8 protein-coding genes are annotated in these 11,800 nt (G+C 62.1%); 3 read left to right on the top strand and 5 right to left on the bottom strand.

Annotation, left to right across the window (positions count from 1 at the left end; all coding sequences use genetic code 11):
• Positions 1 to 51: 51 nt before the first annotated feature.
• The 5 genes from FHX03_RS15595 to FHX03_RS15575 are packed head-to-tail and all read right to left on the bottom strand — an operon-like array spanning position 52 to position 5,397.
• Positions 52 to 996, bottom strand: coding sequence for an ABC transporter ATP-binding protein (locus FHX03_RS15595; protein ID WP_131710797.1), 945 nt, complete (start codon positions 994 to 996; stop codon positions 52 to 54).
• Positions 993 to 1,808 (bottom strand): ABC transporter ATP-binding protein, encoded by an 816-nt coding sequence (locus FHX03_RS15590; protein WP_183854435.1) that lies wholly within the window; start codon positions 1,806 to 1,808, stop codon positions 993 to 995. Before FHX03_RS15590 ends, FHX03_RS15595 begins: the two co-directional genes overlap by 4 nt.
• Complete coding sequence (locus tag FHX03_RS15585; protein WP_097629729.1) at positions 1,805 to 2,707, bottom strand: ABC transporter permease; 903 nt, start codon at positions 2,705 to 2,707, stop codon at positions 1,805 to 1,807. Before FHX03_RS15585 ends, FHX03_RS15590 begins: the two co-directional genes overlap by 4 nt.
• Positions 2,707 to 3,687, bottom strand: coding sequence for an ABC transporter permease (locus tag FHX03_RS15580; RefSeq protein ID WP_097629728.1), 981 nt, complete (start codon positions 3,685 to 3,687; stop codon positions 2,707 to 2,709). The genes FHX03_RS15585 and FHX03_RS15580 overlap by 1 nt, the downstream gene beginning before the upstream one ends.
• Positions 3,688 to 3,705: 18 nt before the next feature.
• Entirely contained in the window at positions 3,706 to 5,397 is a 1,692-nt protein-coding gene (locus FHX03_RS15575) for an ABC transporter substrate-binding protein (RefSeq protein WP_246699255.1), read from the bottom strand.
• A gap of 337 nt (positions 5,398 to 5,734) precedes the next feature.
• Between FHX03_RS15575 and FHX03_RS15570 the strand changes: the two genes are divergently transcribed.
• The 3 genes from FHX03_RS15570 to FHX03_RS15560 all read left to right on the top strand — a co-directional run bounded on the left by FHX03_RS15570 (position 5,735) and on the right by FHX03_RS15560 (position 11,797).
• Entirely contained in the window at positions 5,735 to 6,643 is a 909-nt protein-coding gene (locus FHX03_RS15570; RefSeq protein ID WP_183854434.1) for a flagellin, read from the top strand.
• A 211-nt stretch (positions 6,644 to 6,854) separates the two neighbouring features.
• The gene (locus FHX03_RS15565) at positions 6,855 to 8,393 is read left to right on the top strand and encodes a DHA2 family efflux MFS transporter permease subunit (RefSeq protein WP_183854431.1); all 1,539 of its coding nucleotides are present in this window, start codon (positions 6,855 to 6,857) and stop codon (positions 8,391 to 8,393) included.
• A gap of 101 nt (positions 8,394 to 8,494) precedes the next feature.
• Positions 8,495 to 11,797, top strand: a complete 3,303-nt coding sequence (locus FHX03_RS15560) for a cellobiose phosphorylase (RefSeq protein ID WP_183854429.1) — start codon at positions 8,495 to 8,497, stop codon at positions 11,795 to 11,797.
• The last annotated feature ends 3 nt before the right edge of the window (positions 11,798 to 11,800 follow it).

Raw genomic sequence — 11,800 nt, 5'->3', positions numbered from 1 at the left:
GTCACTCTTTCCTTTTGAACATTGGCCTCTTGAGAAGCGGGCTTTTGAAAATCAGCTCTTGGGCAGTCTGGCATTGGAAACGCCGAGCGCGCGGATGAAGTGGTTGGGGCCGACCTGCTCGATGTCAGCCGATTCAGGGCGGCTCAGCGACCGCACCTTTTCCGCCTGTTCGAGGAAACGCGCGCTTCCGCCGGTCACGAACGGCCTGCTGCCGTCCGGAACGGCGGACAGCAGCAGCCTGGTATAGGGATGGCGCGGGTCGGAAAGAACGCTTTCGGTGTCGCCCCATTCGACCATCTGGCCGGCAAACATCACGACAATCTCCTCGGCCACATGCGCCGCCGTTGCGATATCGTGGGTGATATAGAGCATGGCGAGATCGTTTTCCCGTTTCACCCTGGCGAGCAGATCGAGAATATCCTTGCGGATGGAAACGTCGAGCATCGAGGTCGGCTCGTCAGCGACCAGCACGCTCGGTGCGACGGCTAACGCCCGGGCGATGTTGACACGCTGGCGTTGCCCGCCCGAAAGTTCATGCGGGAATTTCTGCCGGGTCACTTCGGGTTCCAGCCCGACGCTTGCGAGCAGCCGGGTAATCTCCTGGGCGAGATCGGCCTTCACGCCGCTCTGCCGATGCAGTTGCAGCGGCCGCGCCAGATGATGGCTGACGGTGAAGGCCGGGTTGAGCGACGAGAATGGATCCTGGAAGACCATCTGCACTTCCCGGCGGTAACTGCGTTCAGCCCCAGCCTCGCCGCGGGCGGTCAGCTCCTGCCCGCGGAAAAACAGCCTGCCGCCGGTCGGCTTGTCCAGCCGCGCGATGATGCGGGCACAGGTCGTCTTGCCGCAGCCGGATTCGCCGACGAGCGCCAATGCCCGGCCGGGAAAAAGCGAGAAGGACACGCCTTTCAGCGCCCGCACCGGGCCGAAATCGCGCTTGATATCCTCGAGCCGGATCACCGCTTCGGCGATAACGGGATTTGCCTCCGCTTTCATGCCACGACTCCCGATAGATGCCGATTGTCCGGAAGCTGCGGAATGGCATTCCATAGCTTCTGCGTATATTCGTGCTTCGGCGCATGAGCGACCTGGCTGACATCGCCCACTTCGACGAGCTCGCCCTTCAGCATGACGCCGATGCGCCGGCAGAGCTGTGCCATCAGATGCAGGTCGTGGGTGATGAAGAGCACGGAGAAGCCGTAGCTGCGCTGCAGGTCGACGACCTGTTCGAGGATTTCCCGCTGCACGACGACGTCGAGCGCCGTCGTCGGCTCGTCCATGATGATCAGTTCCGGTCTCAGCGCCAGGCAGATCGCGATGACGATGCGCTGGCGCATGCCGCCGGAGAACTGGTGCGGGTAATCGCCGAGGCGATGGGTGGGAATGCCGACGAGGCGGAACATCTCCTCGGCCCGTGCCCGGGATTCCGCCTGCGAGCAGCCGGTATGCCGGCGCAGGACGTCGTGGAACTGCGCCTCGACCCGCATCAGCGGATTGAGCGAATTCATCGCGCTCTGGAAGACCATTCCGATGCGCTTCCAGCGGATTGTCTGCAACTCGCGTTCCGGCAGCTTCAAAAGATCCTGCCCGGTGAGCCGGATGCTGCCGCCGCTGATCCAGGCGGGCGCCTTGGAAAGACGGGTGATGGCATAGGCGATCGTGCTCTTGCCGCAGCCGGATTCACCGGCAAGCCCGAAGATCTCGCCGCGGCCGATGGTGAAGGAGACGTCCTTCACGGCGCGGAATTCTCCCTTGTCGACGAGGTAATCGACATTGAGTTTTTCGATTTCCAGGAGATTGTCGCTCATCGGCCAAGCTCCAGTTCCCTGTTGCGGGCGCGGTTGAGGCGGAACCAGCGGCTCAGCGCCGGGCCGGAGCGGAGCTGCGGATTGGCGATCTCGTCGAAGGTGAAATTCAACAGCGCAAGGCCAAGGCCGGTCAGGGCGATGCCAAGTGCGGGCACCCCGATGTCCCACCAGGCGCCGACCATGATCGCGGAGGAATTCTGGGCGTTGTAGAGCATCGTGCCCCAGGAAACTTTCAGCGGATCGCCGAAGCCGAGATATTCGAGCGTCGTCTGGGCAACGATGGCGTAGATGATGCTGCCGACGAGGTTGATGCCGATCAGCGTCGTCAGGTTCGGCAGGATCTCCACGAAGATGATGCGCCAGGCCGGCTCGCCGATCATCTTCGAAGCGGTGACGAAATCGCGATTGCGCAGCGCCATCGTTTGCGACCGGGTCATGCGGGCGCCCCAGGGCCAGGAGGTCAGCGCGATGATCGTCATGATCGTCATCGGCCCCACCGTGCCGGCGAAGGAGGCGAGCAGGATCAGAAGCGGCATGTTCGGGATGACGAGCACGGCATTGGTCGCAAGGTCGAGACAGGCATCCGTTCTGCCTCCGGCATAACCGGCGACCAGCCCGATCGCCGTACCGAGAACGGTGATGGCAATGCCGGTGGCAAAGCCGACGGAAAGGGAGCTGCGGGCGCCCCAGACGAATTGGCGATAGACGTCCCGCCCCATTTTGGTGGTGCCGAGAACATGTTCAATCGACGGCGGCTGATGCGAGCGTCCGACACGCGCTCCGGGCTCTCCGGGAGCGACGAGCGGCGCAAACAGCGCCATCAGCCACAGGGCGGCGATGATGATCAGGCCGGCGAGCGCCTTCTTCTGCTTGAGGATCGGCCACAGCGTAAAGCTCATCACGCCGCCTCCCGCAATCTCGGATCGACAAAGCCGTAGATGATGTCGACGAGGAAGTTGGCGCCAAGGGTCGCAAGCGTCATTAGCAGCAGCTGCCCTTGGATAACAGGGTAATCGCGGGCGATGCTCGCGGTATAGAGCGTCAGCCCCAGGCCGGGATAGTTGAAGACGATCTCCGTGACGATCGAGCCGCCGAAGACGGCGCCGAGCATCAGCGCCAGATTGGTCAGAACAGGAAGCATCGCATTGCGCGCGCCATAGCCGAACATCACGGTGAGGTGGCTAAGCCCCTTGGCGCGGCCCATGGTCACATAATCCTCGCCGAGCACCGAGATCATCGACGATCGCATCGTCGTCTGGAACTCGCCGATCAGAAACGGCGAAAGCGTCAGCACCGGCAGGATCGCATGGGCGAAAACGCTGCCGATAAAGGTGAAATTGAAGGCGGGATCGAGATTGGGATCGTAGGCATAGCCCACTGGAAACCAGCGCAGCGAGACCGCGAAGACGAAAAGCGTCGTCAGCGCCACGATGACCGGCGGCACCGAAATCATGATCACCGAGAGCGGCGAGACGATCGTGTCGAAACGCCCGCCGCGGCGCCAGGCCGACACAGCGCCGAGCACGACACCGACACAGAGGGAAAAGACAATCGCTGTGGTGACAAGGAAGATGGTCCAGAGCGTCGAGCGGCCGAGCACCTGGACGACGGTCTGGGGGTAATATTTCACGGAGACGCCGAGATCGAGGGTCACGAGCCCCTTCAGATAATCGACGAATTGCCAAAGCATCGGCTGGTCGACCGCGCCGAAGCGCGCCTTGATCGCCTCGACGGCCGCCGGCGTTGCCCGCGGACCGAGCTGGGCAACCATGGCATCGACCGGGCTCCCCGGCATCAGCCGGGGAAGGATGAAGTTCACCACGATGGCAAAGGCCAGCGCGACCGCATAGACGCCGAGGCGCCGGCTCGAAATGCGCATTTCAGTCCCTCGCTGGGTTTAGCTGACCGGCTTGAGACGCAGCAGATGCATCAGGCGCATGCGGTTGTTATCGTGATCCTCGGGATTCATCACCGGATCCTTATCTGTGACCCAGCCGGTGAAGCGCTTGCTGGAGAACTGATACCAGGTCGGCCCGTTGAAGACGGGCACGACGGGGAAGTCGTCGGCGATCAGCAGCTGAATGTCGTTGAAGATCTTCTTGTGGTCGTCGTCCGACGTCGCCTGCAGGTATTGATCGAAAAGCGTGTCCAGTTTCGGGTTCGAATAACGCGAGGGGGCGCCGGTGATGCGTCCGCCATAGGGAGTCGACAGGCTCTGGTAGTAGCCGCGGAACGGCGTTGCGCCGTCGGCGCGGGAGTTCATGACGACCTCGAAGCTGCCGTCGATGATCTCTTTGCGCCATTGTTCATATTCAGGCGTGGCGACCGACGCATTGATGCCGGCGGCGCGCAGGCCTTCGACCGCGATCTGGACCGCATCGATCCAGTCCGTCCAGCCGTTCGGAACAATGATCGGGAAGGCAATCGGCTTGCCGCTCGGCGTCGTGCGGAAGCCGTCAGCACCCTTCTTGTAGCCAGCATCGTCGAGAATCTTACCGGCCTTCTCGGTGTCGAAGCCCATGAAGGCGTCCTTGCCGCCCTCGGCATCCTTGTTGCGCCAGACTTCGAAGCGCGGCGGCAGGCCGGTCGCATGCTCATTGACGACGGGATAGCCGAAGCCGGCAATATCGACCATGGACTTGCGATCCATGGCGAGGCTGAAGGCATGGCGGAAGTTCAGGTCCTTATAGGCTTCGAGGTTGCCTTCATTGCCGCTCTTGAAGTTCATCTGGAAAGCGACGGTTTCGGCCGGCGGCTGCCAATAGCCGTTATGGTCGGCATCGAGTGAGACGAAGGTCTTGTCGATCTGTGGAATGAAGGATCCGATCCAGTCCATATTGCCCTCCGGCAGGATGGCGAGCATCTGGTCGTTGCCGGAGATCTGCGGCAGTCTCAAGCAATCGACATGCAGCGAGGCGGCATCCCAATAGTTCGGGTTGCGGCACTGCTCGTAGACCTGCGGCGTGAAGCGGCGCAGCTCGGTCATCGGGCCGGAACCGACCGGCTTCTCGTTCTTGAAGGCGACAGGATCGGAAACGTCCTTCCAGATATGCTCGGGAACGATCGCGAGGTCCGCCAGCGTTTCCGGGAAATCGGAGTTGACGGCCTTGAGATCGATCTTCACCTCGGTCGCCGACGGCGTCTCGACGGAGGCGACGGTCTCGCCGACGCCGACCGTGTCGAGGGCGGCGTTCTTCAGCATCAGGTCGATCGTATATTTCACATCGGCCGAGGTCAGCGGCTGGCCGTCGGACCATTTCACACCGGGTCGAAGGGTGTAGGTAACCGATTTCATGTCCTCGGAGAATTTATAGCCGGTCGCCAGGCGGAAGACCGGCTTGCCGCCATCCTCGGCATTGAAGATGACCAGCGGCTCGTAGATGAAATCCATCGTGCTCTGCCGGCGGCCGGCAAGATCGAACGGATTGAAATTTTGAACCCAGCTGGTCTGCTCCTCGATGTGCATCGTCAGCACCGATTCAGCGGCCGCACTGCCCGCCCCGAAAGCGACGAGCGCCGTCAGCGCGGTTGCCGCTGCCCAGCCGGCGTGCACGGAAATGTTGTGAAACATGCGTTTGCTCGATCTCATTCCAACGTTCCCTCGTTATTTATTTTTGAAGTCAATCAAATTGATTTAATATTGATAGTCAGTTTCCCGCCTTTGCGTCAATTGCCGATCTCAAATTTTTGCAGGCGGCAGCCTGAGCCGTTTTCGCAGGCATTGAGAGGCGCAATTTCATGGTGAACAAAAAAACAAGGGCCGGGCTCGCCCCGTTAACCATTAAGGTACTTTTAAGTACGATAATTAATCCAACGATGGCGAATTGATCGGAAACTCCAGGTCGATAAGCATGAGGCTGCTCGCCACGGCCGGGATGTTTCCCCGGGTTTCACCATATGCAACCACCGAAACAGGCGAATTTCCGATGACGAGCATCAATACCAACAACTCCGCGATGGCTGCCCTTCAGACGCTGCGCAGCATCAATTCCAATCTCGAAACGACACAGAACAGCGTCTCCACGGGCTATCGGGTCGATACTGCATCCGACAATGCCGCCTACTGGTCGATCGCCACCACGATGCGCTCCGACAACAAGGCGCTGTCTGCTGTCTCCGATGCGCTCGGCCTCGGTGCGGCAAAGGTCGATACGGCTTACACGGCAATGGACAGCGCGATCGACGTCGTCGACGAGATCAAAGCCAAGCTGGTGGCAGCGACCGAAGACGGTGTCGACAAATCAAAGGTCCAGGAAGAAATCAGCCAGCTGCAAGAGCAGCTGATGAGCATTGCCCAGTCGGCGTCGTTCTCGGGCGAGAACTGGGTCGCCGGTGCCGACGGCACGAAGAACGTCGTATCCTCCTTCGTTCGCGACGGCTCCGGCGCCGTTTCCGTCAAGATGACGGATTACGTTCTGGATACCAGCTCCGCCGGCAATGTGCTGTTCGGCATGAGCGGCGGTTCGATCGAAACCTCGACGGGTATCCTCGGAACGGCCGATGCAAACGGCGATTCCGTCTACTCGCTCGACATTACCAACTTTACCACCGGTCAGATCCAGTCGGCGCTGTCGACCATCGAATCGGCGCTGTCGGCGATGACATCGGCCGGTGCACAACTGGGTTCGATCTCGACACGCATCGATCTGCAGGAAGACTTCGTCGGAGCGCTGTCGGATTCGATCGACTCGGGCGTCGGCCGGCTGGTCGATGCCGATATGGAGGAGGAATCGAGCAAGCTGTCCGCCCTGCAGACGCAACAGCAACTGGCGATCCAGTCGCTGTCGATCGCCAATTCCTCGTCGCAGAACATCCTGTCGCTCTTCCGCGGCTAATCGCAATCAAAGACGCAAAGGGAGCCCGGCGCATAAAACGCCCGGCTCACCCCCGCCGATCAACGATCGAGCCTGGCCTTCCCGGTCAGGCTCGATCGCATTTGGGACCCCTCTTGCACCGACATGCCGGTTGACATGTCGATCGTCTCCACAGCAAACATGATCGATCTTCTCAACCGCGGCAGAATTGCCGCGCGCGCGGGACCATCGCATGGAACGAGTTGAGCCTGCCCATCCCGATGCAAGGCCCGCCATCGTCTGGCTCGGCTTCCTCGCCATGTGCATCGGCATGTTCATGGCGATCCTAGACGTTCAGGTGGTAGCGACGTCGCTGCCGACCATCCAGTCGGCGCTGGGTATCGATCCGGATCAGATGAGTTGGATACAGACGGCCTATCTGATTGCCGAGGTGGTGGCGATCCCGCTCACCGGCCTGCTGACGCGGCTTCTGACCATGCGGTGGCTGTTCGTTGCCGCCATCGGCCTGTTCGTGACGGCTTCCGCCGGCTGCGCGGCCAGCGGCAGCTTCGGCGAGCTGGTCGCCTGGCGGGTGCTGCAGGGTTTTTCCGGCGGAACCCTGATCCCCTCGGTGTTTTCGGCCGTTTTCATCCTGTTCCCGAACGAGCGGCAGGCGCTGGCGACGACGATTGCCGGCGTGCTGGCGGTGCTGGCGCCAACGGTCGGGCCGATCGTCGGCGGGTGGCTGACCGAGACCTATTCCTGGCATTGGCTGTTCCTGATCAACATCCTTCCGGGCATTGCCTCGGCAATCCTGGCGGCATTCTTCCTGCCGCGGCAGCCGGCCGACCCGTCCGAACTCAGGCATCTCGACGGTCTGTCGCTTCTCCTGATGGCGACCGCACTGACGACGCTGGAACTCAGCCTGAAAGAGGCGCCGACCAGCGGCTGGACCTCGGCCTATGTGCTGAGCCTGCTGGCGATCTGTCTTGTCTCGGGCGGTGTGTTCATCGCTCGCACGCTCAGCCGGCGCCGGCCGATTGTCGATCTCGGCAATTTCGCCGATCGCAATTTTCTCGTCGGCTCGACCTTAAGCTTCGTGCTCGGCATCGGCCTGTTCGGCTCGGTCTATCTGATGCCGGTGTTTCTCGCTTTCGTCAGAGGCCACGACGCGCTCGAAATCGGCATGACGATGCTGGTCACCGGCATCGCCCAGCTGGTGACGGCGCCGATCGCGGTCGCGCTGGAGAAGCGCATGGATGCACGACTGCTGTCGGCCGCCGGTTTCGCGCTGTTTGCGATCGGCGTCGGCATGAGCGCCTTTCAGGATCCGCGTTCGGATTACGATGCGATGTTCTGGCCGCAGATCGTGCGCGGCGTCGCCATCATGTTCTGCCTGCTGCCGCCGACGCGGCTGGCGCTCGGCACGCTGCCGGCCGATCGCATTCCCGATGCGAGCGGGCTTTTCAATCTGATGCGCAATCTCGGCGGCGCCATCGGCATCGCGCTGATCGACACTATCATCTACACGCGCTCCGAACCGCTGGGCCAGGGCCTCTGGGCGCGTCTGCGGGCCGGCGACATCGATGCCGCCACATTCATCGGCGCACCTCTTCAGGCCATATCGGGCCACAATGGGGAATTCGATGCGGATACCGCGGCGCTGCTCGATCCGCTGGTCCAGACCGCGGCCAGCGTCCAGGCGATCAACGAAGCCTGGATGGTCGTCGCCATCCTCACCGGCTGCGCCCTGCTCTGCGTGCCCTTCGCCAGGCGGCCGGCGTCAACGTGACACATGGCGATATGTTGCCGATCGGTCGGCCACCGGTAAGATTTCTCTCAATCTTTTTGCGTCATCCTTCGATTCCCCTCTGATCAATCGACGAGATCTCAATGGCCCCGAACCTTGACCGCAGCTTTCAAATGCCCCGACGCGAAGATCTCGGCCTGTTCACGATCAGCAACGGCTCCGGCCTGTCGATATCGGCGCTGCCGAACGGCACGCTGTTTGCCATCGAATATGCCGACGACAAGGGCTCGGTGCAGATCAATCAGATCCAGGGTTCGCCGCTCATCGGCGGCATCGGCCGCCTTTATCTGCGCATCGGCGGCGCTCGGCCTGATGTCGTCGAGATTGTCGGCCCGCGTGCCAATGGCAGCTTCGGATACGATGCGACGAGCTTCTCTTGGAACGGCAAGACAGGCGATATCGGTTATGACGTCCGGCTCGAACTCCATCCCTCCGAAACGGCATGGTTCTGGCGCACCTCCCTCCGGCATCCGGAAAAGAAAACCCTGCCGGCGGATCTGGTGCTGATCCAGGATGTCGGCCTTGGTGATCGCGGCTTCCTGATGAACAGCGAAGCCTATGCCTCGCAATATGTCGATCATCATATCGCCGATCATCCGGCATTCGGGCCCGTGGTGATGAACCGGCAAAATCTCAAACAGGGTGGCGCCCGCAGTCCCTGGCTCGCCCAGGGCTGCCTCGACGGGACGGCGGCCTATGCCACGGATGCAATCCAGCTGGTGCAGGCGAAAGACCGCCTCGGCGATCGGCTGGTCGGCCCCTTCGGCGCCAGCCTGCCGAGCGAACGGCGGCAGCAGGAAACGGCCTGCCCGGCCATTCAATCGAAACCGCTCGCCATTTCCGCAAGCGGTGCTGGTGCGACGTTCTTTGCGGTGTTTGCCGCCGATCATCCCGAGGCGTCGAGCGATGCCGATCTTGCGCGGCTCGACGGGCTTGCAGCTGCGGAAAGAGTTGCCGCCGGTCTCGAAGAGGTGACGCCGGTCCGCAGCCTGTTGCAGGACGCGTCGCTGTTGGAGGTCGAAGCGCTCGACAAAAAGGCGATCGGCCGGCTCTATCCAGAGCGGAGCCTGGAAGAGCGCGCCGGCGGAAAGCTGCTGTCGTTCTTCACGCGGGACGGCGTCCTTAACCGCCACGTCGTGCTGCGCGAGAAAGAGCTTTTGGTGGCCCGCCGTCACGGCGCGATCGTCCGAAGCGGTGAGAATATGCTGCTCGACGATTCCACCCTTGCCGCCACCTGCTGGATGCAGGGCATTTTCGCCGCGCAGCTGACGATCGGCAATACCTCGTTCCACAAGCTCTTTTCTGTCTCCCGCGACCCCTATAACCTCACGCGCGCCAGCGGGCTGCGCATCATGGCGGATATCGGGGCGGGTTGGCAGTTGCTTGCGGTGCCGTCCGCATTCGAAATGGGGCTCAACGACTGCCGCTGGATCTACCGCTGTTCGGAACGCACGATCACCGTTGCGGCGGTCGCCTCCGGCGAGGATGCGGCCATGCAATGGACCGTCTCCGTTGAGGGCAAGCCGTGCCGCTTCCTGGTGTTCGGTCATGTCGTCCTCGGCGAGCGCGAATATGACGCGGGCGGGCAGATCGCGGTCGATGCCGCACGCAAACGCATCGCCTTCCGGCCGGATCCGGCCTGGCTCTGGGGCGAGCGTTATCCCGATGCTGGCTATTGGCTGGTGAGTTCGACGCCAGATGCCATCGAGGAGATCGGCGGCGACGAACTGCTCTATACCGATGGCATTGCACGCCACGGCGCCTTCGTCGCTCTGCGCTCCCGGCCGACCCAGGCCTTCTCGTTCGCCGTGGTCGGCTCGATGACGAATGCTGAAGAAGCCGAGCGGCTGGCGCAGCGTTATGAGGCTGGCGTCACCGATGCAGCCATGCTCGCGCCGGCCTCGAAATTCTGGCGGAACGCCGTTCGTGGTTTGACGATCGATAGCCCTTCGCCGGACCTGGCCGCGCAGACGACGCTGCTGCCCTGGCTCGCGCATGACGCCATCGTGCATCTGAGCGTTCCGCACGGCCTCGAGCAATATACCGGTGCCGCCTGGGGCACACGCGACGCCTGTCAGGGGCCGATCGAATTCCTGCTCGCCTATGAGCATGACCGCGAAGCCAAGGAGGTGGTGAAAACGGTCTTCAGCGAGCAGTACCTTGAGAAGGGCGACTGGCCGCAATGGTTCATGCTGGAGCCCTATGCCAATATCCGGGCGGGCGACAGCCATGGCGACGTGATCGTCTGGCCGTTGAAGGCGCTCTGCGACTATATCGAAGCGACCGGCGATCTCGCCATTCTTGGCGAGAAGGTCTCCTGGCGCGACGAAAAGACCATGCAGAAGGCGCCGAAGGCCGACAGCATCGCGATCCATGTCGACAAGCTGCTCGATACCGTCCGCGGCCAGTTCATCCCGGGAACGCATCTGATCCGTTATGGCGAGGGGGACTGGAACGATTCCCTGCAGCCGGCCGATCCGCATCTGCGCGACTGGATGGTCAGCAGCTGGACCGTCGCCCTGCTTTACGAACAGATCGTCCGTTATTCCGCGATCCTGCGCCGACTCGGCCATGGGAAAAAGGCCAGAAATAACAAGGCAAAATCGCTGAGGAAAATCGCAACGGCGATGCGGCGGGATTTCAACCGCCATCTCGTGCGAGACGGTATCGTTGCCGGTTACGGCATTTTCGATCCCGCCCATGATGGGGTCGAATTGCTGCTGCACCCGAGCGACCGGCGCACCGGTCTCTCCTACTCGCTGATTGCGATGACGCAGGCGATGCTCGGCGGGCTGTTTTCGCCGGATCAGCGACGCGATCATATGAAGCTGATCGAAGAGCATCTGCTCTTCCCAGACGGCGTGCGGCTGATGGAGAAGCCGGCGACCTATGCCGGCGGTCCTGAGACGCTGTTTCGCCGGGCGGAATCCTCGTCCTTCTTCGGCCGCGAGATCGGGCTGATGTATGTGCATGCGCATCTGCGCTATTGCGAGACGCTTGCTTTGGACGGCGAGGCGGATGAACTCTGGAAGGCGATTTCCGTCGTCAACCCTATCGCGGTCACCACGGCCCTGCCGCAGGCGTCGTTGCGCCAGCGCAATACCTATTTCAGCAGCAGCGACGCGGCCTTCCATGACCGCTATGAGGCGGCGGCGCAATGGGCGCGGGTCAAGGCCGGAAAGGTCGCGGTCGACGGCGGCTGGCGCATCTATTCGAGCGGGCCCGGGCTCTATGCCAGGAGCTTCGTCGAAAATATCCTCGGCTTCAAACGACGCTTCGGCCGGCGCAGACGCAAACCGTTGCTGCCCGAGGCTCACGCTTCCGTCGAGCTGCGGACGGATCACGCAGGCTGGCGGCGGCTGATGAAGGCGAATCCAAAGGTCTAATAC

The sequence above is a fragment of the Rhizobium sp. BK456 genome (assembly GCF_014194045.1).
Lineage (GTDB): Bacteria > Pseudomonadota > Alphaproteobacteria > Rhizobiales > Rhizobiaceae > Rhizobium > Rhizobium redzepovicii.
The sequence above is the reverse complement of the archived record's forward strand: the minus strand, read 5'-3'. Positions and strand labels throughout refer to the sequence as shown.

What these genes read in the sequence shown, in the direction of transcription:
- FHX03_RS15565 (WP_183854431.1), top strand. Translation starts at nt 6,855, where the DNA reads ATGGAACGAGTTGAGCCTGCCCATCCCGATGCAAGGCCCGCCATCGTC.
- FHX03_RS15590 (WP_183854435.1), bottom strand. Translation starts at nt 1,808, where the DNA reads ATGAGCGACAATCTCCTGGAAATCGAAAAACTCAATGTCGATTACCTC.
- FHX03_RS15575 (WP_246699255.1), bottom strand. Translation starts at nt 5,397, where the DNA reads ATGAGATCGAGCAAACGCATGTTTCACAACATTTCCGTGCACGCCGGC.
- FHX03_RS15570 (WP_183854434.1), top strand. Translation starts at nt 5,735, where the DNA reads ATGACGAGCATCAATACCAACAACTCCGCGATGGCTGCCCTTCAGACG.
- FHX03_RS15585 (WP_097629729.1), bottom strand. Translation starts at nt 2,707, where the DNA reads ATGAGCTTTACGCTGTGGCCGATCCTCAAGCAGAAGAAGGCGCTCGCC.
- FHX03_RS15580 (WP_097629728.1), bottom strand. Translation starts at nt 3,687, where the DNA reads ATGCGCATTTCGAGCCGGCGCCTCGGCGTCTATGCGGTCGCGCTGGCC.
- FHX03_RS15595 (WP_131710797.1), bottom strand. Translation starts at nt 996, where the DNA reads ATGAAAGCGGAGGCAAATCCCGTTATCGCCGAAGCGGTGATCCGGCTC.
- FHX03_RS15560 (WP_183854429.1), top strand. Translation starts at nt 8,495, where the DNA reads ATGGCCCCGAACCTTGACCGCAGCTTTCAAATGCCCCGACGCGAAGAT.